The organism is Pseudomonas sp. GW821-FHT07F01, from assembly GCF_059418825.1.
Genome location: NZ_JBWKQO010000005.1, coordinates 49193 through 69073 on the forward strand (window position 1 = coordinate 49193; position 19881 = coordinate 69073).

The window sequence follows — 19881 nt, forward strand, 5'->3', positions numbered from 1 at the left end:
CGTCAGCCATGGGCCTGTGGCAGGTGGCGGCGCACTGCCCACAGGACCCCGGCCAGGAGCAACAGGGCGGCGCTGCTTTGCAGCAGGCTGGGCAGGTGCTGCAGGCAGATGAAGCCATAGAGCAGGGCGAACAGGGTCTCGAACACGATCAACTGGCCGCTCAGGGTCAGCGGCAGGCGCCGGGTCGAGGCATTCCACATGCGATTGCCGAACCAGGAACCGAGCACCGCGCTGGACAGGCTCAGGCCCCAGAACAGCATCCAGCGCTGCTCGCTGGCCTCGGCCCGGGTGCCGGGCAATGAGAACCCGTCCGCCAGCAGCCAGACCAGGGCGCTCATCAGCCCAGTGGTAATGCCCCACAGGGTCGACCACTGGCTGCTGTTGAAACGGCTGCCTTTGAGGTAGCGGGCGTTGTCGGTGGCAAACCAGGTCCAGCACAGCAAGGCGCCGAAGGCGCAGAGCAGGCCCAGGGCGCGCTGGCCCAGTTCCACCGAATCGCTGTGGGCGGTGAGCAGGGTGTCGAGGTTGATGCAGCAGATGCCGGCGAACACCAGCAACAACGGCCAGCGCAGCCGGCGCAGGGGCACGGCATCGGCATCGCCGCGGCCGGCCAGGGTGATGGTCAGCGGCAGCAAGCCGACGATCAGTGCGGTGCTGGCTACGCCGGCCCACTGGATGGCGCTGGCCAGGAGCATGAAGTAGATCAGGTTGCCGGTTAGCGCCAGCTTCACCAACAGTACGGCATCGCCCCAGGTCAGGCGTTGCAGCAGCTCCCGGGCCTGAGGCGCAGCCAGGAGCAGGGAGAATGCACCGTAGAGGCTGAAGCGCGCGCAGCTGAGCAGCAACGGGCTGAACTCAGGCAGCAGGCTGGGCACCACAATCGCCAGGCCCCAGACCGCACCGGCCAGGGCGGCATAAGCAACTCCACGTTTCATGCAAACACTCGTACCTAGTCATCAAGCTGCGCAGGCTAGTCATTGCTGACCGGATGGACAAAGGATATATAGGCACCTACCTATTCTCCTGGGGAATGCCTTGTGAGCCGCTTCGCCCGTCATCTGCCGCCGCTGGAAACCCTGGTCACCTTCGAGGCGGTGGGCCGTAACGCCAGCTTCACCCGCGCGGCCACCGAGCTGTGCCTGACTCAGAGCGCGGTCAGCAAGCAGATCCGTGCCCTGGAGCTGTCGCTCAAGACCGAACTGTTCGAGCGCCAGGCCCGGGGGGTGAAGCTCACCGCCAGCGGCGCCTCGCTGTTCGTCGAGGTCAGCACCCAGCTCGAAGCCCTGCTGCGCAGCGTCAGCCGCCTGCGGGCCGGGCGCGACGCCAATACCATCACCGTGCAATGCACCCACGCGGTGGCGCAGTTCTGGCTGTTCCCGCGCCTGCTGGCATTCAACAAGCAGCACCCGGACATCACCGTGAGCATCCATGCCAACAACGACATGGACGAGTCCAGCGTGGCCGAGCATGACTTCGGCATTCTCTATGGTGCGGGGCACTGGTCGTCCCTGGCGGCGGTATCGCTGTTCGCCGAGATGGTCTACCCCATCGTCAGCCGGCGCCTGGAGCTGCCTGTGGTCAAGGAGCTGGCGCAACTGGCCGAACTGCCGTTGATCCAGCTGGACGCCTCGGAGTGGAACTGCATCGACTGGCGGGACTGGTTCCATCATTTCGGGCTGGACTACAGCGCGCCACCGGGGGCCCTGGGGTTCAACCAGCTGACCCTGATGTTCAGCGCGGTGCAGCAGGGCATGGGCGTGGGGCTGGGCTGGGATTTCATGGCCAGCCAGTTGGTGGCCCAGGGCGAGTTGCTGCGGGTTGGCGAGTGGGCGTTCCGCACCGGGCAGGCGGATTTTCTGGTGCATCCGCGGCACAAGCGCCTGTCCGCCAGCGGCCAGTTGTTTCGCGACTGGCTGGTGGCCCAGGCGGCTGAATGAGCGCCCGGGGCCCAATGGCCAGCCCCGGGCTATGGGTCAGAGGCTGGCGCGCGGCACGCTGAAGCGGAACTCGCTGCCCTTGCCCACTTCGCTGTGGGCTTCGATCTTGCCGCCGTGGGCGTGGATGATGCCCTGGGTGATGTACAGCCCCAGGCCGGTGCCGTTGGGGTTGCCTTCCTTCATGGTCCAGTAGCGGTCGAAAATGAATGGCAACTGGTCGGTGGGAATGCCCTCCCCGGAGTCGCGCACGCTGAACACGATCTGCTCGCCGTCGGACATCGCCACCACCCCGACCTTGCCCTGTTTGGGGGTGAACTTTATGGCGTTGCCCACCAGGTTCGACAGCACCTGGAACAGGCGCTCGGGGTCGGCGTTGATCCTGAGGTCCGGTTCGGCGTGGAAGCTGATGTCGATGGCCTTGTCCAGGGCCAGTGGCGCCAGCAATGAATAGGCCTCTTCGAACATCTGGCTGACGTCCAGCGGCTGCGGGGCGATGCTGTAGCGCCCGGCCTCGATCTTGGAGGTGTCCAGCAGGTCTTCCAGGAGATTGTTCATGCGGCTGGCGGCCTGCTGCATGGTGTCGATGGCCGATGAAATGCGCCGTGAGGTATGCGGGCCATCGGAACTGAAGGCCTTCTGCATCATGCCGCAGAGCATGGAGATCACGGTCATCGGGTTGCGCAGGTCGTGGGACACCACCGCCACCAGTTCGTCCCGGGCGCGCACGGCCTGTTGCTCGCGCAGCACCTGGCGCGCCAGGTCGTGCTCCAGGGCCGAGCGGCGCAGGTCATTGGCGGCGAAGCGGTCGCCGTGGCTCCACTTGGTGGCGATCCCGGCCATCTCCACTTTCCAGATCTCGAACGAGGTACGCGGCCGCAGGCGCAGGCCGGCGTCGGAGTTTTCCAGGTCCAGGGGCTTTTGCGGGTTGCCGCTCCAGTTGATGTTTTCCTTCACTTCCGGGCGGAACCACAGCACGCCGTTATCCACAGGCTTGGGCAGGGTCATGGCCAGGACCCCGCTGGCCACCTGTTGATAACTCGCCGCCGGCGGGTAGACGCTGGCCAGGTGATGGCTGGCGAACACCGCCTGCCCGGTGCCTTGCAGCCAGCGGTGCAGGGCGCGGATTTCGTCCTGGGGCGGGCAATTGCCGAAGCAGTGCAGTTGCTTGTCTTCGATGATTGCCACGCCACCGGCCTGGGTCAGCTCCAGCAGCAGTTGCGGCACCTGGGTCAGGCCGTCGAAGACGCTGTCGGGGGTGTCGCGCATGGCCTGGTCGAGGCGGGCCAGGGCGGCGACTTTCTCTTCCCGCTGGCGGCTGATATCCAGGGCTTCCATGGCGCTGATCTGCAACGACAGCACCTGGCCGATGGTCTGGCAGGCAATGCGCAGCTCGTGGGGCACCAGCAGCGGCTGGCGGTTGCCGCAACTGATCAGGCCCCAGAGCTGGTCGCCCTTGAGCAGGGAAATGCTCATGGAGGACAGCACGCCCATGTTCTTCATGTACTGGCAGTGGATCGGCGACACGCTGCGCAGGGTGGCGAAGCTCAGGTCCAGGGCCTGCTGAGTGTCCGGGCGCAGCGCCGGCAGCAGGGGCACCGGCTGGTAGTCGGCGTTGGGGATGATCCGCAGCCAGTTGCTGCGGTACAGCTCGCGGGCTTGCTGGGGAATGTCCGAGGCCGGGAAGAACAGGCCATTGAACACTTCCATGGTGGGGCGGGTGGCTTCGGCGATCACCTGGCCGTGGCCTTCCTCTTCGAAGCGGTAGATCAGCACCCGGTCGTAGCCGGTCATCGCCTGGATTTCGCTGACGCTGATGGCGTACAGCTCATTCAGGGTCTTGGCCGTCTGCAAGCGCCGCAGCAGGCGCCCCAGGTTCTCGGTCTGCTCTTTCAGGTGCTGGGGCTGCAGGTGTTCGAGCTGGATTTCCAGCTCCAGCATCAGCACTCCCTGGTGGCGATGCAGCAAGCCTTCGAAGCGCGCGCCATTGACGGCCAGGTGCAGCGGTGGCGCATCGGACAACCGCGGCAGTTGCAGCACCTCGCGGATGCGCTGGCCGTCGGTGTCTCCCAGCAGTTGCTCCAGGGGCTGGCCGAGGACCTGCGCGGCAGGCTGGCCCAGCAGGGCCTCGACGTTGGCGCTGATCTGCTGGATGCGCAGCTCCGGCTCCGACAGCGTCAGCAGCACGCCATGGGGCTGGATCGCCCCGGGGGAGCGGATTGGCTCATCGGCGCAGTTGGCCAGCAGTTGTTCGAAGGCTTGGGCGTCTTGTGGGGTCATAGCAGCACCTCGCGGCTGTCGAGCCAGTGCTCGAAACAGGCAAATGTGGATTGCGCGGCGCTGACCACTTGTTGTCGTGCGCTCGCGTCCTCGGGCATGCGCCCCAGGTAGTCGAGAAAGTCTTTCCAGCGCCGCCCGGTGGCGGCGCCATACACGTCGAGGAAAGCCCCGCCGTTATCCCCGTGCAGGTCCAGGCGCTGGGCCATTTCCCGGCGCAGGATCTGCCCGCCCAGGGTCGCGCCCTCCAGTACATAGAGGGCGCCCAGGCACGCGCCGGGGCTGGCCAGTGCGGGCAGATGGTCGCAGCGGGGCAGGGCGTCGATGCGCTCCGGGGCCAGGCCCAGGGCCTGCAGGTCGCCGGCCAGGGCCGGGGTCTTGCGGCGCTGCTCCGGGTCGTAGCCGGCAGGGATCAGGCCGCTGTCATGCAGGGCCGCCTCCAGGGGCTGATAGAAGCCGAAATAGGCCTGGATCAGGCGCCGGTACCAGGCCGCATCGAGGTGCTCGGAGAAGAACGGCAGGCGCTTTTCCAGGGCCACGTGCAAGGTCGCGGTGCCGGCGCGCAGGTCTTGAAGCAGGGTGGGGGCGGTGGTGTCTTGGTGCGGTTTGGGCATTCAGGGGTCAGGGGTCGCAACAGGTAATGGACGCGCCATGGGCGTCATCGAAAGCTGGGACCAGGCTGTAGTCCCTGCACTAGAGCCATCGCACAGAAAAATAAGAGCGTCACTCTACCTGTGCTTTTTGCACTGACGTACAGTTTTTGACGCACCATTGGTCGGCCAAGGGTAGTCGATCGATGACGTGTTGCTGTGTCTGACTGTGTTCAAGAGGCAGAAATTCCTTTTTCCGTCTCGCAGGTTCAGCGGTGAGGATCAGATCCAGACGTCGTTCTGGGCGGTGCGTTCGCCACCTTGATCGCCGGTGTTGAGCACGCCCTTGGGTTCGATCAGCAGCAGTTTGACCTCCTGCTCGGCCCAGGGTTTGTGCTCGACGCCCTTGGGCACCACGAACATCTCGCCACTGCCGATGGCCACCCGGCCGTCACGGAAGTCGATGTACAACTGGCCGTCGAGCACGATGAAGGTTTCATCGGTGTCGGCGTGGGAGTGCCAGACGAATTCGCCCTGCAACTTGGAGATCTTGAACTGGTAGTCGTTCATCTCGGCGATCACCTTGGGGGTCCAGTGTTCGCTGAACAGGCCGAGTTTGCTGGCGAAGTTGATGCTCTGGTAGGCGTCTTGCGGGGCAGGGTTTTGCATGGTGTGGTCCACCTCAGTGATGAATGAGCGCTGAGGGTAAACAGCCAGGGGCCAGGGCTTCTTGAACGATCGTGTGTGGCCTCAGCGGCCGAGCATCTTCAGCCAGCGCGCCGGTGGCAGGCCGTAGGTCTGGCGAAACTGCCGGGTCATGTGGCTCTGGTCGGTGAAGCCGGCGATCAGTGCGGCGTTGGCCAGGGTCTGGCCCTGCACCAGCAGCGCGCGGACCAGGTCCAGGCGGCGCATGCTCAGGTAGCGGTAGGGGCTGGTGCCGAACAGCAAACGAAAATCCCGGGACAGGCTCCAGCGGTCGCGCCCACTGTGGGCCGCCAGTTCCTCCAGGGTCAGGGTGCGGTCCAGGGCACTGTGGATGTATTCCCGGGCCCGCTCGGCCGCCACATAGTCGAAACGTTGCCGTGATTGGGCGACCCCGGAGACGCTGTTCAGGGCATGGGCCAGGTCGAACAGGGCGTCTTCCTGTTCCAGCGGGTCCAGGGGGCTGTCGACCCCACGCAGCAGGGCCTCGGTGGCGGCAAACAGCCGCGGGTCGTTGGACAGGCCGCCAGTAATGAAGGGCAGCGGCTGGCCGCCGAGGATCTGCTGGATCAGCGCCGGCTCGACATACAGCATGCGGTAGTGAAAGCCGTCGTGGGTGCCGGCCTCGCCGTCGTGGGCTTCGTCGGGGTGCAGGACCATGGTGGCGCCGGGCAGGCTGTGGCGCCAGCCGCCGCGGTACTGGAAGCTCTGCACCCCGTGCAGGGTGCGGCCGATGGCGTAGGTGTCATGGCGGTGCATGTCATAGCCATGGCCGGCGAAATACGCCTCGATGCGCTCCAGGCCCCGGGCGGGCGGCGCGCGGTGAACCCAGTCGGTGACAGCTGCGGGTTTGGCCATGGAACGGTCCTGATGGATGAAACCAAGGGCCGTACGTTAACTCAGGGGCGCGCTGGCTGTCTTGCCCCTCGGTTCTACGCCGTAGCGGTTCTGCCGGAAGAAGGGCGGCTTGCAGGAGGGTTCCGGCGCTGCACGATGGCTTGTTGCCTGAGCCGGGTTGCGAGGCCAATCGGCGGTTGCCTGGGCAGGCGCGAGTGGAGTAGCGTCGTTCCCCCCGGACCCTCTTCATGGCCATCTGTTCCCATGTACGCCTCACACCTGGTTTACCTCGCCCCGTTGTTGTCGCTGGCCCTGCTCTGGAGCGTGGCGGTGATCACCCCCGGGCCGAACTTTTTCACCACTGCACAACTGGCGGCGGGCTGTTCGCGGCGCCATGGCCTGTTCGCCGCCCTGGGGGTGGCCAGCGGCACCGTGCTCTGGGGGCTGGCGGGAGGCTTGGGCATCAAATCGCTTTTCAGCGCGGCGCCGGCGCTGTTCGTGTTGTTCAAGGTTGCCGGTGGCTGTTACCTGATCTACCTGGGGCTCAAGCAGTTCAAGCGCAAGCCGGCCCTGGAGACCCCGACCACCGATGGCGCGAGCCATGCTGCGCGCAGCCTGTTCTCGGCCTACCGGCTGGGCTTTCTCGGCAACATGACCAACCCCAAGTCGGCGCTGTTCGTGGCCACCATTTTTGCCACTTCGATGCCGGCCTCCCCGCCACCTCTGCTACTGGGGCTGGCGGTGCTGACCATGGCCGGTCTGTCGCTGTCCTGGTACTGCTGCGTGGCGCTGTTTTTCGCCAGCAGCCGGGTGGCCGGGTTCTATGCCCGGGCCCGGCGCTGGCTGGACCGCCTGGCCGGTGGTTGCTATGTGCTGTTCGGCGGGCATCTGCTGGCCAATCGCTGAACGGCCGGTGCCTTGCGCCGGCCAGTATCCGCCCCCAACAAGGACGACCCGTCCCCGTATCAGGAGACCGAACATGGCTGTTGTTTTTCGCCCGGTGGCAGAGGCGGACATTCCGCGGATCTGCAGTTTCGTGGGCAATCCCCAGGAGCTGTATTTCTTCTTTCCCGCCGCCACCTGGCCGCTGACCCACGAGCAGTTGCGCGACTCCATCGCCCAGCGCAGCGACTCGACGGTGATCGAGCGTGACGGGCAGGTAGTGGGCTTTGCCAACTTCTACCGCTGGGCCAAGGGCGGCACCTGTACCATCGGCAATGTCATCGTCGACCCAGAGGTGCGCGGCGCGGGCCTGGCGGCGCAATTGATCGGGCAGATGATCCACATCGCCCACAGCAAGCATCAGGCCAGCGAGGTGACGCTGTCGTGCTTCAACAGCAACGTGGCGGGGTTGCTGCTCTATCCGAAGCTGGGCTTTGTGCCGTTCGCCATCGAAGAGCGCAAGAACAAGGAACAGGAGCGAGTGGCGCTGATCCATTTGCGCTACAGCCCCAGCTGAATTGAAGAACCGTCAGCAATCATTTTTTCAACGGGAAGCAGTCATGAGCAAGTTGCGGGTCGGGATTATTTTTGGTGGCCGTTCGGCCGAACACGAAGTGTCGCTGCAGTCGGCGCGCAATATCGTCGATGCCCTGGATCGCACGCGTTTCGAGCCGGTGCTGATCGGCATCGACAAACAGGGGCACTGGCACCTCAACGACACCTCGAACTTCCTGATCAACCAGGAAAACCCGGCGCTGATCGCCCTCAACCAGTCCAATCGCGAATTGGCGGTGGTGCCGGGCAAGGCCAGCCAGCAACTGGTGGAAACCTCCAGCCAGGAACTGCTGGGGCATGTCGATGTGATCTTCCCCATCGTCCACGGCACCCTGGGCGAAGACGGTTGCCTGCAGGGCCTGCTGCGCATGGCCGACCTGCCCTTTGTCGGCTCCGATGTGCTGGGCTCGGCGGTATGCATGGACAAGGACATCAGCAAGCGCCTGCTGCGCGACGCCGGGCTGGCGGTGACCCCGTTCATCACCCTGACCCGGGCCACCCGTGGCCGCTACGGTTTTGCCCGGGCCCGGGAAACACTCGGCCTGCCGCTGTTCGTCAAGCCGGCCAACCAGGGTTCATCGGTGGGGGTGAGCAAGGTCGACAACGAGGCCGAATACGAGGCCGCGGTGGAACTGGCCCTGGGCTTCGATCACAAGGTGCTGGTGGAGTCGGCAGTGCGTGGGCGGGAAATCGAATGCGCGGTGCTGGGCAACGACCAGCCCATTGCCAGTGGCTGCGGCGAGATCGTGGTCAGCAACGGTTTCTATTCCTACGACAGCAAGTACATCGACGGGGAGGCGGCCCAGGTGCTGGTGCCGGCGGACATCAGCATCGAGCACAGCGAGCGCATTCGGGCCCTGGCCGTCGAGGCATTCCAGGTGCTGGGCTGCTCCGGGCTGGCTCGGGTCGATGTGTTTCTCACCGATGAGGGGGAAGTGCTGATCAACGAAATCAACTCGCTGCCGGGCTTCACCCGGATCAGCATGTACCCCAAACTTTGGCAGGCCACCGGCATGAGCTACAGCGAGCTGGTGAGCCGCCTGATCGAGCTGGCGCTGGAGCGTCACGCTGAACGGCAAGGGCTGAAAATCAACCGCTGAAGCGGATCATCGTGGTTAAGGAAGTGACGAATGAGTTCGGCAACAGATGCATCGGTTTATCTTTTTTCCTACGGCACCCTGCAAGACAAGGCGGTGCAGATCGCCAACTTTGGCCGTGAGTTGAGTGGCAGCGCGGATGCCATGCTTGGCTACGAACAGAGCTGGGTGGAAATCACCGACCCCGAGGTGCTGGCGGCCAGCGGCAAGACCCACCACCCGATCCTGCGCCCGGGGGCGGCGGACAGCGCGCCGATTCCCGGCACCGTGTTCTGCATCACCCCCGGGGAGCTGGCAGCGGCCGACAGCTATGAAGTCTCGGACTACAAGCGGGTCAGCGTGACCCTGGCCTCGGGCATCCAGGCCTGGGTCTACGTCAGCGCCTGAGTCTTCGGCTCACTCCGGCGGCAGCATCACCCCGATGCACGCCAGGGCCAGCAGCACCGCCCCGAGCACGATGAACACATAGTTCAGCGGCGTGAAACGGGCGTTGCTGCGGCCTTCGGGATCTTTCGCGGCGGCATTCAGGCCGCGCTGGCCGAGCCAGGTGATCCACGCCAGTACCGGCAGCAGCGCCAGGCTGGCAATGTCGGTCACCGGGTAGCCGATGTTCTTGCGTGACAGCGCGTCCACCACGTTGTTGATGATCATCCCCACCACAAACAGGGTTGCCAGTTCACCGGGCCGCCAGTCATGGCTGCGGCCGTCGCGCTTGAGCGTCGCATCGGCTTCGCGGTACAGCGCATGGGTGAAGAAGATCGCGAAGAAGGCCCGGGCCACCGGCCACAGCTCCTGGCCGCTGGCGTGCCTGAACTGATGCCAGTTCTTGTAGGCCCAGTACACCTGGTAGATACCGAAGGTGAGGATGTACAGGGTCAGGAACTTGGCCTTGGACACTACGTAGAACGGCTGTTGCGCCGCTTCGGGCGAGGGGGCGACCAGATCCGCCTGGGGCGGGGCATAGAGGTTGTCAGACACGGGCACTCCTTGGGTTGGGCCTGAGGGGGGAGGCAACGTTAGCTCAGGTTGCTGGCCAAGAACCAGCAGGGGCTCGGTGGCCAACCGGAACCGGGTTCAGGCCCGGGGTGGATCCGCCGGCCGAACGTAGTGAATATCCCATTCACTTTCACCCACCTGAACAAAACCCAGGCGTCGATAAAAACGATTCGAGTCACTGCCGCGCAACGCATCCAGGTGGATGGGTAGCTGCTCGTTGGCGGAGCGTTCCAAAAGCTGCTCCAGGGCCTTGGCGCCGAGGCCCCGCCCTTGGAATTGCGGTAGGACGTACAGGTGCTGCAGGCGCAGGTGATCGCCGTGTGATTGGCTCTGGATAAAGCCTGCGGGCTGTCCGTCACTGAGGATGAAGTGGCAGCGTTCGGCCGCGAAGCTTGCGGCAAAACGCTCCCGGGCCCGCTGCGGATCGAAGCGCCCCAGGCGCTCAAGGCTTTCGCGCATCGCCGCGATGCGCATCTGGACCAGGGTTTCCAGGTCGCTCAGGGAGGTCGGGAGCAGTGCACTCTCGAGGTTCATGCCCGGCCGATCCACGAGTACTGGAAGGCCTTGGCTTCACCCCGGTGCCCGCGTCGACGATAGCTGGCCAGGGCCGGGGTCGAGCAGTAGGTGCACAGCTCGCTGATTTCGATCTGTTCATCACTGATTCCAGCGGCGTGCAGCAAGTGCACGGCATAGCGGCTCAGGTCGAACCACAGGGAATCGGCCTGGGTCGGTTGCGGTGGCGGAATCTGCGGCGGCAGCAGCGGGGCCGGTTGCTCACGGCTCCAGGGGGCCTGTGCGGCCGGCCACAGCGGGTCCTGAGTGGCGGACAGGGTGTCGATGAAATCGGCGCTGACTTCATAGCAGCAGGGTTTGATCGATGGGCCGATGGCCACCCGCAATTGCTGTGGGGTGATGCCCTTGCTGGCGAAGTGTTGCAGCACATTGGCGATGATCCCGCCATGCAGGCCTTTCCAGCCGCCGTGCACTGCCGCGACCCAGGAACCGTCCTCGCTGCTGATCAGCAACGGCAGGCAATCGGCGGTGACCACTGCGATGGGCCGGCTGGAATGGGTGAGTACCGCGTCGCCGCGGATGATTCCGCTGGGCAGCGTGGTACTGGCTTCCACCACCTCGCCGCTGTGGATCTGCGAGCAGAAGAACAGGTTGGCCGGCAGGGCGGCGCCGAGGGTCGAAAACGCATGACGGATGCCGGATATCTGGTTCAACACACCTGCCTGGAAACTCATCGGGCCTTCGCTCGGTAACCTGGGAATGGCTGCAGAGCATAGCGGTATCCGAGGTACTTTTGCTGACAGACAACGCTGGATAGGCCGGGGCAGACCAGCGGTAGCCTGCTGGTCGGCCCCTTCACCGGGCGTTTCAGGCGCTCAGCGGGATATACAGTTCCACCACGCTGTCCGGGTGCATGGGCCCCAGAAAGCGCTCGCCGGTGTACTCGAACTCCACCGCGTCGATGGGCATCAGCCCGGCGGCGGGCAACCACTCGCTGTAGGCGGCGCGAAAGGTTTCCGGCAGGGTGGCCACGCTGCCGTGATGCTCGACTCGCGCGTAATGGCGGGCAGGGATTTCCAGCTCCACCATGCCGGGCACCAGGGGCGCGTCGGCGGCGACCGGCAGGCCGGCCACATAACGCCACTGGCCGTCCTCCAGGGGCTGGCAGATGCCATAGGTGCCCACCGGCTCGGCCAGGCGCTGGATCTCCTGTTCCCGAGGTTCGAAACGTTGCCAGAGCTCGGCGATGGTGCCCGGGTCGTCCTGCTGCCAGGCCATGCCGATGATCCGCTGCGGCGCCAGGAATACCTTCTGTGGTGTCTGCGCGGCTGGGAGTTGGCGCTGCGGCTGGGCCAGGTAGCGCTGCAGATGGCCCAGTACTTTCTGGCTGCGGGCGATCTCGCTTTGCAACTGCCGGGCATGCGCCTGCAGTGACTGCTGCATGTGCAGCACGCTGTCCAGGCCGCCCTGGTCCGCCAGAGTGCGGATGTCTTCCAGGGACATGCCCAACTGCCGCAGCCAGACGATGCGCCCCAGGGTCACGATCTGTTCCGGGCTGTAGTAGCGGTAGCGGTTGTCCCGGCCGGTGAGGGCCGGGGTGAACAGGCCGATGCTGTCGTAATGGCGCAGGGTCTTGGTGGTAAGGCCGTGGCAGCGGGCCATTTGTCCGATGGTGAGCATGGAGCGTCCTTGGTGTGGTTGGGCTGCGGGGCATGCTGAGCCTTTACCCAAGGGCAAGCTCAAGCCCGGCAGCACGGCTCAGGACGATTTGATCGGCTTGATCAGGCTTTCGGCGGGAATGCCGAATAGCTGGTGCAGTTTCCAGATCATGGGCAGGGTCAGCGCGCGCTTGCCGTTGAGCACTTCGTAGACGCGGTTGGTGCGGCCGATGGCCGGGGCCAGGTCGGCGGCGGACAAGCCGGATTGTTCCATGCGGAACTTGATCGCCTCGATCGGGTTGGGCAGGTCCAGGGGAAACTGCCTGGCTTCGTACGCCTCGATCAGGGTGATCATGACGTCGAAGTAATCGCCTTCAGGTGTTCCGGGCTGCGGTTCGTTGTCGAACAGGGGCGAGACGCTTTTCAGCGCGGCGCGGTAGTCCTGGTCGGTGTGGATGGGGCGGATGTTCATGCGGGTTGCTCCATGTCTACGCTGTCGGCATCAATGGCGTCGTACTCTTGGTGAGTGCCCACGAACTTGATGTGCAACGCACCAAAGCGGTAGGCCACGGCAACGATCAGTCGATACTTGTTGCCCTTGATGTTGAAGACCACCCTGCGGCTTTTGAGAATGCTCGCGTTGCGATATTGGCCCTTGATTTGCGCAGGGTTGGACCACTCGGCATTCCTTGCTTCATCGATCCAGGCCAGCAGAGGCTGTTCTGCTTCCGGGTGCTTTGCCCAGAAGGCCTTCAACTGACTGACTGCAATAATTCTCATGGCGTGACCCTAGTCCCGTCCTGGGACTTAAACAAGTCGCTGAGTGCGTCAAGCGATGTACGGGCAGATCGCTGGATCTGCCCGCGCAGGCGACGTCGGTTCAGGGACGATCAGGTCATGCAGAGAGCGTGGCGTGCACGTCGTCCATCAGTGCCTTGCCCATCTCTGCCAGGTAGTGTGCCGCCCAAGCATAGCGGTCGTACCGGGGCTCCATGGCCGCCTCCAGGGTGAATTGCTTTGCCAGATGCAACAGGGTCGAGGCGTGTTCCAGGGCGTCGCTGATCGGCACGTCGGCATTCACTCGAAACAGCGGATGCGAGTGTTCGCCGCAGTGGGAAAAGCGGATTTCACCGAGGGTGGTCAGGGGCGATTGAGTGGTCATCGGGCACCTCCGGTTTTTTGTGACGGGAGGTAATGGAGAAACAGATTGCAGTAGCAGTTCATGGTCACGACTCCTTGATTCGAAGGACCGTCACCGTCTGCCGCCAAGCAGATCAGGGTGGCGGATTGCGCAGGATTGGCGGACCGGGAATCAAGGAACCGGCGAACCCGAAGGTTCTCCCACGCAACCCGCCATAACGCAGGTATGCGGGCGCAAAAAAAGCGCCCGCATGTGGGTGGGGCGCTGTTGCGCCTCGATTCTATCAGGCCGCCAAGCCTGTTCGCTGATTTTGCAGCGACGGTCGAACCATAGGTTTGAGTAGGGGGAGTCGCAACGGCATTACTGCGACATTTTGTGAACCAACCCTGTAGCCGCTGCCGCAGGCTGCGAACGACCGGAACGGTCGCAGCGATCTCCCAGGCGCCGAAGGCCCTTCGGTCCTTGTCGCAGCCTGCGGCAGCGGCTACAGAGGTTGTGCCAGCACCTCACGAAATACATCGGGCCTGAGCATCGCGATATGCAGCAATGAACGGGCCGCTCCTGAAGGCGAGCGCCGACCTTGCTCCCACTCCTGAAGGGTCCTTACCGAGACGCCGAGCAGTTGGGCAAACTTGGGTTGCGACAACCCGGTTTTACCCCGCGCCTCGGCGGCCTTGGTGATCGGAATGCTATGGGTATGGCCCTGCCGGCCGGCTTTGACATCGATGATCGCGTCCAGAAGCTCCTGGCCGACATTGCGCTTGGCATCGCGCTCCAATAGTTCTTTTTCAGTAAGGGGCATGATTCATCTCCTTCGCAATTCTGCGCAGAACAGCTGCTGGAATGTTTTCGGTAGCGCCTTTGCCATAGATCACCAGCGTAACCAGGGCTCCGCATGCGAGCTGGGTGGTATAGATGACCCGCACCGAGCCACTTTTTCCACGTCCTTCAACGCTCCACCTAATTTTCCTGCAACCACCAGAACCCGGGATGACAACGCCGGACTCCGGGTCGTTGGCAAGAAATGTCATGAATTCTCCACGCTCTTCTTCGGACCAGTAATCGGGCCAGAGTCTGGAAAACAGCGGAGATTCTATGATCGTCAGCATGCGGGAGGATTCTACGTCTTTGACGTACCTGGCGGCAATGGTGGGTGCTAGGAGATGACTCCTGAAAGATTAAGAACGTGGAGTTGCAACGCCAATGAGCGGAGTCCTGATTTCCAGTCAGCCCATTCGCTTTCTTGTGTGTGATCCATGCCTCCGATGTCACCTTTTGCATCACCTGAAACTCAGTCACTCACTCAACCTACCAGCACTTTCGCCATCTCACTGGTCGCCGCCCAACCCTGCCCCTGATACAGCGGCTTGCCAGCCTCGGTCGCATGCAGCACGGCAAAGCCCAGCCCGCGCTGGCTGAACTCGGCCTCTGCCAGTTTCATCAGCGCCGAAGCCAGGCCGCGGCGCCGGTAGGCCGGTTCGACGTAGACGTTGAGCACGTAGCCGCGTTGATCCTGGGTCGGATGGGAAGGGTGGGGCGGCCAGTCGATGCTCATCAGGCCGATGCTGGCCACACTCTGCTCGGCGTCCATCAGGGCGAAGCCGTAGTAGCGGCCGTCCTCCAGGCGTTCACGCAACCAGGGGCGAAAGTGCTCGGTCATCACCTGCAAGGTGGAGAGATCCTTACCCGCATCGAGAAACATCGCCTGGCGATGGCGGCAGATCAGCTCAAGGTCCTGGGGCGTCAGGCGGCGTGGGCTCAGGCCCGGGATATCAAGGTCGGCTGCAATCGTGTTCATCGTCGGTTCCTCGGTGGACAGGGACGATGCTAGGGCAGATCCAAAGGCCGGATCAGACACAGACCGCCGCAAAATCTTGCATACAGAGCCCTCGTTCATCGCCCACAAAAAAGGGCCAGCCTCACGGCCAGCCCTCGGGTTCATCCGATTACTCTCAATCCCCCAGCGCTTCCCCTTCGCGCCGCGGGTCGGCGCCGCCGGCCCAGGACGCCTTGCCCTGTGCATCACGCACGCGAACGATGGCCTGGGTGCCGCTGGTCATGTCGATCTCGTTCACTTCGTGGCCCTGGGCCTGCAGCGCCTGTTTCAACGCTGGGCTGAACTGGCCGGTCTCCAGTTCGGTCGGCCCGTTGCGGCTGCCGAAGTTGGGCAGGCCGACGGCGGCTTGCGGGTCCAGGTTCCAGTCGAGCATGCCGACCACCGACTTGGCCACGTACTCGATGATCTGCGAGCCGCCGGGGGAGCCGACGCTGGCCAGCAGTTCGCCGCTGGCACGGTCGAAGACCAGGGTTGGCGCCATGGACGAGCGCGGGCGCTTGCCCGGTTGGACGCGGTTGGCCACCGGCTGGCCGTTTTCCTCGGGAATGAACGAGAAGTCGGTCATCTGGTTGTTGAGCATGAAGCCCTGGACCATCAGGTGCGAGCCGAAGGCCGCTTCCACCGTGGTGGTCATCGATACGGCGCCGCCCAGGTCATCCACTGCCACCACTTGCGAGGTGGAGATGCGCATTGGCGAACGGTCCGGTGCATAGGCCACCTGGATGCCCTGGGGCTTGCCCGGTTCGGCCTTGCCCATGCTGCGCTCGCCAATCAGTGCGGCACGCTTGGCCAGGTAGTCCGGGGCGATCAGGCCGGCCACCGGCACGGGCACAAAGTCGCTGTCGGCCACGTACAGGCCACGGTCGGCATAGGCCAGGCGCTCGGCTTCGGCAATCAGGTGCACCGCTTGTGGCGCGGGCTCCAGGCCGGCGGGCAGGTTGGTTTTCTGCGGCTTGAGGTTGGCCAGGGTGTAGCGCGGGTCGCGCTGTTCCAGGGCCTGCAGGGTGCCGAGTATCTGCGCCACCGCCACGCCGCCGGAGGAGGGCGGCGGCATGCCGCACACCTGCCAGCGCTTGTAGTCGCTGCACAGCGGCGCGCGTTCCTTGGCGCGGTAGCCTTGCAGGTCGTTGAGCGACAGGCTGCCGGGGTTGGCGTGGCCCTGGACCTTCGCGACGATTTCCGCGGCCACCGGGCCCTTGTACAGGGCATCCGGGCCTTCCTCGGCGATGCGTTTGAGCACCGCTGCCAGTGGCGGGTTTTTCAGCAAGGTGCCCACGGCTTTCGGCGTGCCGTCGGCATTCAGGAAATACGTGGCCATGTCCGGCGAGCGTGCCAGGAAAGGATCGGCGCTGATCATGGTGTGCAGCCGTGGCGAAATGGCGAAGCCTTGCTCGGCCAGGCGGATCGCCGGTTCGAACAATTGCGCCCAGGGTAGGCGCCCGTGTTTCTGGTGGGCCATTTCCAGGGCCCGCAGCACGCCCGGGGTGCCGACCGAGCGTCCACCGATCTGCGCCTGGGGGAAGGCCATGGGCTTGCCGTCCGCTTGCAGGAAGAGCTTCTCGGTGGCGCCGGCCGGCGCGGTTTCCCGCCCGTCATAGGTGCGCACGGCCTTGCCGTCCCAGAGCACGATCATCGCGCCGCCGCCAATCCCCGAGGACTGCGGTTCCACCAGGGTCAGCACGGCCTGCATGGCAATCGCCGCGTCGATGGCCGAGCCGCCCTTGCGCAGCATTTCGCGCCCGGCCTCGGCGGCCAGCGGGTTGGCAGCGGCGGCCATGTGCTTGTCGGCATGGCGAGTCTGCATGTCGGTGCGGTAGCCCGAGGCGATTTCCGGGGCGGCAGGCAGAGCGTTGGAAGAAGGCGGGTTGTGGCAGGCGCCAAGGCTGAGGGCGGCAGCCAGCAGGCTGAGGCCGAGCAGTTGGCGGTGACGGGGAGGGAAGTTCGAGAACACGCGTTGAGCTCCGTTCACAGGGAAATGAGGGGTCGTCCGTGCGGGGGAATGTACAGCAGTGGCGCCGGCAGTTGGACCCGGATGTAGCCCTGGGCAGTTGGCTGGAGTGTGCCATCTCCCCTGTACACAGGGTCGCAGGCAGTCTTTCACCCGGCCGTCGATTGATCTGAGTCAGGGCGGGAGGGGGGCGTTGGGTACAGGGTGAAACAAACTATAAGCCTGATGAGGGGACGTCATGCACCGTTGTAAGTGGTTACTTGTTTTCGGATTGTTGTTGGGGGGGGAGGTCAGGGGGGAAACGCCAAGCGAACCGATCCAGCCGGTACAGCCGGTGAAGATCACCGATGTGGCCAAGGTGGAGCTGGGCAAGCAGTTGTTCTTCGACCCGCGCCTGTCCAAGTCCGGTTTCATATCCTGCAACTCCTGCCACAACCTGAGCATGGGTGGCAGCGACAACCTGCCCACCTCCATTGGCCACAACTGGCACCAGGGGCCGATCAACTCGCCCACGGTGCTCAACTCCGGCATGAGCATCGCGCAGTTCTGGGACGGCCGCGCGGCCACGCTTCAGGAACAGGCCGGTGGCCCCATCGCCAACCCGGGGGAGATGGGCTTCACCCATGACCTGGCGGTGGATGTGCTGCGTTCCATTCCCCAGTACCGGGCCTCCTTCAAGCAGGTCTACGGCGACGACGGCATCAAGTTTGACGACGTGACCAACGCCATCGCTGCGTTCGAAGAAACCCTGGTTACCCCCAATGCGCCGTTCGACCGCTGGCTCAAGGGCGACAAGGCGGCCATCAGCCCCACCGCGCTCAAGGGCTACCAACTGTTCAAGTCCATCGGCTGCGTGGCTTGCCACAACGGCGAGGCCGTGGGCGGTGGCTCATTCCAGAAGATGGGCATGATCGAGCCCTATGTCACCCAGAACCCGGCCCAGGGCGTGGCCGGGCTGACCGGCAAGGATGCCGACCGCATGCTGTTCAAGGTGCCGACCCTGCGCAACGTGGCGCTGACCTATCCCTACTTCCACGACGGCGCCTACTGGAAGCTGGAAGAGGCGGTGGACGTGATGGCCCGTCTGCAACTGGGACGCAAGCTGGGTACCGAGGAGGTCAGCCAGATCGTGGCCTTCCTTGAAACCCTGACCGGTGACCAGCCGGACTTCAAGCTGCCGATCCTGCCGCCGTCCTCGGCGCAGACACCGCGTCCGCAGCCGTTCAACTGAGCGAAAAAAACCGCAGCCTGCTGCGGTTTTTTCCAGGAGGGCCAGCGAAAGGCTCATCCTCTGTTGCTTCGACCTGGCTCGGAAAGGGCTGTAGCTTCTGTTGTCATGAAAAAACGACTGGATAATAATGAGAGATATTATCATTGGCGGTGGTCGATCATGGACGCAGGGGGCAAGGCTTCAACATCGCTGGGGATCGAACATCTGTATGGCCAACACCACGGCTGGTTGAAAGGCTGGTTACGCAGCCGGACCGGTAATTGTGCCGATGCGGCGGATCTGGCCCAGGACACCTTCGTGCGGATGCTATCCCTGCGCCAGTTGCCGGAGCTGCGCGAGCCTCGGCACTACCTGGCGACCATCGCCCGTGGTCTGTTGATCGACAAGGCTCGTCGCAAGCTTCTGGAGCAGGCCTACCTAGATGCGCTGGCGGCACGGCCGGAGCCGGTGCACATCTCGCCTGAAACCCATCACCTGATCATCGAATCACTGCTGGCCATTGATGCACTGCTCGATGGCCTCGGTACGCGCACCCGGCAGATTTTCCTCATGGTGCAGTTGGAGGGGCTCAGCTATGTGCAGGTCGGGCATCAGTTGGGCGTGTCGGTGACGACGGTGAAAAATCACCTGGGCAAGGCGCTGCTGCAATGCATTCAGTTGATGGAAGATTGAACGGTCCTTCGGCAGCACCCCTGGACAAGGCCCATCTGCAGGCAGCGGTGCAGTGGTACCTGACTCTCAACGATCATGGGGTCAGCCCTGAGCAGCAACAGGCCTGGCAGCATTGGCTTGGCGCCGACGCACGGCATGCGAGGGCCTGGGCCCGGGTGGAAAGGCTGCAAGAGCAGTTGCAAGGCGTCCCGCAGGGCATTGCCTTGCCGGTCTTGTCGGAGATGGGGATCCAGCGGCGCCAGGGCCTCAAGGTGCTGCTCCTGCTGGCGGGTGGTACAGCAATGTTTGGCGGCTATCGAATGTCTCCCTACAGTGCCGATTTCGCCACGCACACCGGCCAGCGCCGAGAAGTACGGCTAGACGATGGCAGCCATCTGCAGCTCAATACCGATACCAGGGTCGACATCGCCTACAGCCATGAAGAGCGGCTGATTTTTCTACGCCGGGGCGAGATCCAGGTTACCACGGCCGTGGACAGGGCCTCGCGCCCCTTGTTGGTGGTCACTCCCCATGGTCGGGTACAGGCCCTGGGGACACGCTTCGACGTGCGGCTGCATGCAGGCTTCAGCAGCGTCTCGGTGCAGCGTCACGCCGTCGAGGTGCGCCTGGAAGATGAGCCGCAACACTTTCAGAGGGTTGATGAGGGCCAGGCGCTGACCTTTGGCGCCGGGCGGATGGGGGCCCCGCGTATGGCAGGCCACGCCGAGAGCGCCTGGGTCCAGGGTCAACTGGTGGCGGTGGATTGGCGCCTGGCGGACTTCATCCACGAACTGGCCCGTTATCGCCCTGGTTATCTGGGCTGTGCGGACGAAGTCGGAGAGTTGCGGATCAGTGGTGCTTTTCGCCTGGACGATATCGATGGAGTGCTGGCCAACCTGCCGTTGTCGTTGCCGGTGACGGTACGCCGGTTTTCCAAGTACTGGGTGCGCGTGCAAGCGTGATGGGCTGATC

Annotated in this window: 24 protein-coding genes; 8 read left to right on the forward strand and 16 right to left on the reverse strand. The window is 64.2% G+C overall.

Translation table 11 applies throughout. The features are described from left to right. Nucleotides 1–2 precede the first annotated feature (2 nt). Entirely contained in the window at nt 3–935 is a 933-nt protein-coding gene (locus tag AC07R1_RS18455) for a DMT family transporter (protein WP_011063444.1), read from the reverse strand. A 102-nt stretch (nt 936–1037) separates the two neighbouring features. Here AC07R1_RS18455 and AC07R1_RS18460 point away from each other — a divergent pair, with 102 nt between their 5' ends. Further along, nucleotides 1038–1937 carry a LysR substrate-binding domain-containing protein gene (locus AC07R1_RS18460; RefSeq protein ID WP_011063443.1) on the forward strand — a complete coding sequence of 300 codons (900 nt, stop codon included), beginning with the start codon at nt 1038–1040 and terminating at the stop codon, nt 1935–1937. 36 nt (nt 1938–1973) lie between these two features. Here AC07R1_RS18460 and AC07R1_RS18465 read toward each other — a convergent pair whose 3' ends face one another. From AC07R1_RS18465 to AC07R1_RS18480, 4 genes are all read right to left on the reverse strand, one after another. Then, on the reverse strand, nt 1974–4214 hold the full coding sequence (locus AC07R1_RS18465) for an ATP-binding protein (protein ID WP_495110816.1): 2241 nt from the start codon (nt 4212–4214) through the stop codon (nt 1974–1976). Next, on the reverse strand, nt 4211–4825 hold the full coding sequence (locus AC07R1_RS18470) for a biliverdin-producing heme oxygenase (protein WP_041119872.1): 615 nt from the start codon (nt 4823–4825) through the stop codon (nt 4211–4213). Before AC07R1_RS18470 ends, AC07R1_RS18465 begins: the two co-directional genes overlap by 4 nt. Before the next feature lie 258 nt (nt 4826–5083). Beyond that, entirely contained in the window at nt 5084–5470 is a 387-nt protein-coding gene (locus tag AC07R1_RS18475; RefSeq protein ID WP_011063440.1) for a cupin domain-containing protein, read from the reverse strand. A gap of 81 nt (nt 5471–5551) precedes the next feature. Then, nucleotides 5552–6361 (reverse strand): AraC family transcriptional regulator, encoded by an 810-nt coding sequence (locus tag AC07R1_RS18480; protein ID WP_047285399.1) that lies wholly within the window; start codon nt 6359–6361, stop codon nt 5552–5554. Between the two features lie 243 nt (nt 6362–6604). Here AC07R1_RS18480 and AC07R1_RS18485 point away from each other — a divergent pair, with 243 nt between their 5' ends. From AC07R1_RS18485 to AC07R1_RS18500, 4 genes are all read left to right on the forward strand, one after another. After that, entirely contained in the window at nt 6605–7246 is a 642-nt protein-coding gene (locus AC07R1_RS18485; RefSeq protein WP_053153815.1) for a LysE family translocator, read from the forward strand. A 73-nt stretch (nt 7247–7319) separates the two neighbouring features. Beyond that, nucleotides 7320–7799 carry a GNAT family N-acetyltransferase gene (locus tag AC07R1_RS18490; protein ID WP_011063437.1) on the forward strand — a complete coding sequence of 160 codons (480 nt, stop codon included), beginning with the start codon at nt 7320–7322 and terminating at the stop codon, nt 7797–7799. Between the two features lie 43 nt (nt 7800–7842). After that, nucleotides 7843–8937 carry a D-alanine--D-alanine ligase gene (gene ddlA / locus AC07R1_RS18495; RefSeq protein ID WP_495110817.1) on the forward strand — a complete coding sequence of 365 codons (1095 nt, stop codon included), beginning with the start codon at nt 7843–7845 and terminating at the stop codon, nt 8935–8937. A gap of 30 nt (nt 8938–8967) precedes the next feature. After that, the gene (locus AC07R1_RS18500; RefSeq protein WP_183000075.1) at nt 8968–9321 is read left to right on the forward strand and encodes a gamma-glutamylcyclotransferase family protein; all 354 of its coding nucleotides are present in this window, start codon (nt 8968–8970) and stop codon (nt 9319–9321) included. Between the two features lie 9 nt (nt 9322–9330). Here the strand turns inward: AC07R1_RS18500 and AC07R1_RS18505 are convergent, their stop codons facing one another. The 11 genes from AC07R1_RS18505 to ggt all read right to left on the reverse strand — a co-directional run bounded on the left by AC07R1_RS18505 (nt 9331) and on the right by ggt (nt 17030). Continuing rightward, entirely contained in the window at nt 9331–9912 is a 582-nt protein-coding gene (locus AC07R1_RS18505; RefSeq protein WP_065365174.1) for a hypothetical protein, read from the reverse strand. Nucleotides 9913–10008: 96 nt separating this feature from the next. Further along, the gene (locus AC07R1_RS18510; RefSeq protein WP_011063433.1) at nt 10009–10464 is read right to left on the reverse strand and encodes a GNAT family N-acetyltransferase; all 456 of its coding nucleotides are present in this window, start codon (nt 10462–10464) and stop codon (nt 10009–10011) included. Beyond that, on the reverse strand, nt 10461–11177 hold the full coding sequence (locus AC07R1_RS18515) for a purine nucleoside phosphorylase YfiH/LACC1 family protein (RefSeq protein ID WP_123577087.1): 717 nt from the start codon (nt 11175–11177) through the stop codon (nt 10461–10463). Before AC07R1_RS18515 ends, AC07R1_RS18510 begins: the two co-directional genes overlap by 4 nt. Before the next feature lie 133 nt (nt 11178–11310). Then, complete coding sequence (locus AC07R1_RS18520) at nt 11311–12123, reverse strand: MerR family transcriptional regulator (RefSeq protein WP_495110818.1); 813 nt, start codon at nt 12121–12123, stop codon at nt 11311–11313. A gap of 78 nt (nt 12124–12201) precedes the next feature. Beyond that, on the reverse strand, nt 12202–12573 hold the full coding sequence (locus tag AC07R1_RS18525; protein ID WP_015637007.1) for a helix-turn-helix domain-containing protein: 372 nt from the start codon (nt 12571–12573) through the stop codon (nt 12202–12204). Further along, on the reverse strand, nt 12570–12881 hold the full coding sequence (locus AC07R1_RS18530) for a type II toxin-antitoxin system HigB family toxin (protein WP_495110819.1): 312 nt from the start codon (nt 12879–12881) through the stop codon (nt 12570–12572). The genes AC07R1_RS18525 and AC07R1_RS18530 overlap by 4 nt, the downstream gene beginning before the upstream one ends. A gap of 115 nt (nt 12882–12996) precedes the next feature. Continuing rightward, nucleotides 12997–13263 (reverse strand): DUF3077 domain-containing protein, encoded by a 267-nt coding sequence (locus tag AC07R1_RS18535; RefSeq protein WP_495110820.1) that lies wholly within the window; start codon nt 13261–13263, stop codon nt 12997–12999. 463 nt (nt 13264–13726) lie between these two features. Beyond that, nucleotides 13727–14044: a helix-turn-helix domain-containing protein gene (locus tag AC07R1_RS18540; protein WP_072442485.1), complete on the reverse strand. Its 318-nt coding sequence runs from the start codon at nt 14042–14044 to the stop codon at nt 13727–13729. After that, nucleotides 14031–14351, reverse strand: a complete 321-nt coding sequence (locus AC07R1_RS18545; protein WP_170866316.1) for a transcriptional regulator — start codon at nt 14349–14351, stop codon at nt 14031–14033. Before AC07R1_RS18545 ends, AC07R1_RS18540 begins: the two co-directional genes overlap by 14 nt. A gap of 194 nt (nt 14352–14545) precedes the next feature. Beyond that, on the reverse strand, nt 14546–15040 hold the full coding sequence (locus AC07R1_RS18550; protein WP_495110821.1) for a GNAT family N-acetyltransferase: 495 nt from the start codon (nt 15038–15040) through the stop codon (nt 14546–14548). Nucleotides 15041–15194: 154 nt separating this feature from the next. Then, nucleotides 15195–17030 (reverse strand): gamma-glutamyltransferase, encoded by a 1836-nt coding sequence (gene ggt / locus AC07R1_RS18555; RefSeq protein ID WP_495110822.1) that lies wholly within the window; start codon nt 17028–17030, stop codon nt 15195–15197. A gap of 235 nt (nt 17031–17265) precedes the next feature. Here ggt and AC07R1_RS18560 point away from each other — a divergent pair, with 235 nt between their 5' ends. The 3 genes from AC07R1_RS18560 to AC07R1_RS18570 all read left to right on the forward strand — a co-directional run bounded on the left by AC07R1_RS18560 (nt 17266) and on the right by AC07R1_RS18570 (nt 19871). Next, entirely contained in the window at nt 17266–18258 is a 993-nt protein-coding gene (locus tag AC07R1_RS18560) for a cytochrome-c peroxidase (protein ID WP_123397330.1), read from the forward strand. A gap of 159 nt (nt 18259–18417) precedes the next feature. Next, nucleotides 18418–18930 carry a sigma-70 family RNA polymerase sigma factor gene (locus tag AC07R1_RS18565; protein WP_495110932.1) on the forward strand — a complete coding sequence of 171 codons (513 nt, stop codon included), beginning with the start codon at nt 18418–18420 and terminating at the stop codon, nt 18928–18930. Next, a complete protein-coding gene (locus AC07R1_RS18570; RefSeq protein ID WP_495110823.1) occupies nt 18906–19871 on the forward strand; it encodes a FecR domain-containing protein in 966 nt (321 codons plus the stop codon). The genes AC07R1_RS18565 and AC07R1_RS18570 overlap by 25 nt, the downstream gene beginning before the upstream one ends. Nucleotides 19872–19881: the final 10 nt, after the last annotated feature.

Excerpts from the sequence above, each read along its gene's own strand:
- AC07R1_RS18455 (WP_011063444.1), bottom strand. The coding sequence starts at position 935 with ATGAAACGTGGAGTTGCTTATGCCGCCCTGGCCGGTGCGGTCTGGGGC.
- AC07R1_RS18465 (WP_495110816.1), bottom strand. The coding sequence starts at position 4,214 with ATGACCCCACAAGACGCCCAAGCCTTCGAACAACTGCTGGCCAACTGC.
- AC07R1_RS18470 (WP_041119872.1), bottom strand. The coding sequence starts at position 4,825 with ATGCCCAAACCGCACCAAGACACCACCGCCCCCACCCTGCTTCAAGAC.
- AC07R1_RS18475 (WP_011063440.1), bottom strand. The coding sequence starts at position 5,470 with ATGCAAAACCCTGCCCCGCAAGACGCCTACCAGAGCATCAACTTCGCC.
- AC07R1_RS18480 (WP_047285399.1), bottom strand. The coding sequence starts at position 6,361 with ATGGCCAAACCCGCAGCTGTCACCGACTGGGTTCACCGCGCGCCGCCC.
- AC07R1_RS18485 (WP_053153815.1), top strand. The coding sequence starts at position 6,605 with ATGTACGCCTCACACCTGGTTTACCTCGCCCCGTTGTTGTCGCTGGCC.
- AC07R1_RS18490 (WP_011063437.1), top strand. The coding sequence starts at position 7,320 with ATGGCTGTTGTTTTTCGCCCGGTGGCAGAGGCGGACATTCCGCGGATC.
- ddlA (WP_495110817.1), top strand. The coding sequence starts at position 7,843 with ATGAGCAAGTTGCGGGTCGGGATTATTTTTGGTGGCCGTTCGGCCGAA.
- AC07R1_RS18500 (WP_183000075.1), top strand. The coding sequence starts at position 8,968 with ATGAGTTCGGCAACAGATGCATCGGTTTATCTTTTTTCCTACGGCACC.
- AC07R1_RS18510 (WP_011063433.1), bottom strand. The coding sequence starts at position 10,464 with ATGAACCTCGAGAGTGCACTGCTCCCGACCTCCCTGAGCGACCTGGAA.
- AC07R1_RS18515 (WP_123577087.1), bottom strand. The coding sequence starts at position 11,177 with ATGAGTTTCCAGGCAGGTGTGTTGAACCAGATATCCGGCATCCGTCAT.
- AC07R1_RS18520 (WP_495110818.1), bottom strand. The coding sequence starts at position 12,123 with ATGCTCACCATCGGACAAATGGCCCGCTGCCACGGCCTTACCACCAAG.
- AC07R1_RS18525 (WP_015637007.1), bottom strand. The coding sequence starts at position 12,573 with ATGAACATCCGCCCCATCCACACCGACCAGGACTACCGCGCCGCGCTG.
- AC07R1_RS18530 (WP_495110819.1), bottom strand. The coding sequence starts at position 12,881 with ATGAGAATTATTGCAGTCAGTCAGTTGAAGGCCTTCTGGGCAAAGCAC.
- AC07R1_RS18535 (WP_495110820.1), bottom strand. The coding sequence starts at position 13,263 with ATGACCACTCAATCGCCCCTGACCACCCTCGGTGAAATCCGCTTTTCC.
- AC07R1_RS18540 (WP_072442485.1), bottom strand. The coding sequence starts at position 14,044 with ATGCCCCTTACTGAAAAAGAACTATTGGAGCGCGATGCCAAGCGCAAT.
- AC07R1_RS18545 (WP_170866316.1), bottom strand. The coding sequence starts at position 14,351 with ATGCTGACGATCATAGAATCTCCGCTGTTTTCCAGACTCTGGCCCGAT.
- AC07R1_RS18550 (WP_495110821.1), bottom strand. The coding sequence starts at position 15,040 with ATGAACACGATTGCAGCCGACCTTGATATCCCGGGCCTGAGCCCACGC.
- AC07R1_RS18560 (WP_123397330.1), top strand. The coding sequence starts at position 17,266 with ATGCACCGTTGTAAGTGGTTACTTGTTTTCGGATTGTTGTTGGGGGGG.
- AC07R1_RS18565 (WP_495110932.1), top strand. The coding sequence starts at position 18,418 with ATGGACGCAGGGGGCAAGGCTTCAACATCGCTGGGGATCGAACATCTG.
- AC07R1_RS18570 (WP_495110823.1), top strand. The coding sequence starts at position 18,906 with ATGCATTCAGTTGATGGAAGATTGAACGGTCCTTCGGCAGCACCCCTG.